This window comes from Vibrio sp. 1641 (assembly GCF_033339995.1).
Classification (GTDB): Bacteria; Pseudomonadota; Gammaproteobacteria; order Enterobacterales; family Vibrionaceae; genus Vibrio; species Vibrio alginolyticus.
The window spans coordinates 1-550 of the sequence record NZ_JAWOVP010000428.1 but is presented as its reverse complement, the minus strand read 5'-3'; the positions used below and the strand labels follow the sequence as shown (position 1 = coordinate 550).

Genomic DNA, 550 nt, shown 5'->3' with positions numbered 1-550 from the left:
ACTAATAGAATTTGGAAAGAATCAATCACAATTGGCAAATGCCCGCCAAAGCTGAACAGAGCCACGCCAGCCGATTCCAAAATGGCGTTGAGGTTGAGTGACAACGCCACGCCAACCGCTCCGCCGACAATAGCCCCAATCACACCACTACTTGCGCCTTGCACCATGAAAATCGTCATGACTTGCGATTGCGTCATACCCTGCGTTTTCAAAATCGCGACTTCAGATTGTTTTTCCATCACCACCATGATCAAAGCAGAAATGATGTTAAACGCTGCAACGCCGACAATGAGACCCAGCATTAAGCCCATCATGTTCTTTTCCATTTTCACAGCTTGGAAAAGCTCGCCACGTTGTGCACGCCAATCACTCCACTGCCACCCTTCTGGCATCGGTTTATCAGCGAAATCCGTCACCATAAATGGGTCAGAGAAAAACACTCGCCAGCCAGATACGGTATCTTTGGGCAGGCGCATTAACTTAGCTGCATCCGCCATATTGACGATCATAAGCTGGCCATCGACATCCGAACCGGTATTAAAAATACCAG

1 protein-coding gene is annotated in these 550 nt (G+C 48.4%); it reads right to left on the bottom strand.

Annotated features, from left to right (window positions below):
* Window positions 1-550: FtsX-like permease family protein (locus R7Z47_RS26370; RefSeq protein ID WP_318130967.1), on the bottom strand; the 550-nt coding region annotated here is incomplete at both ends.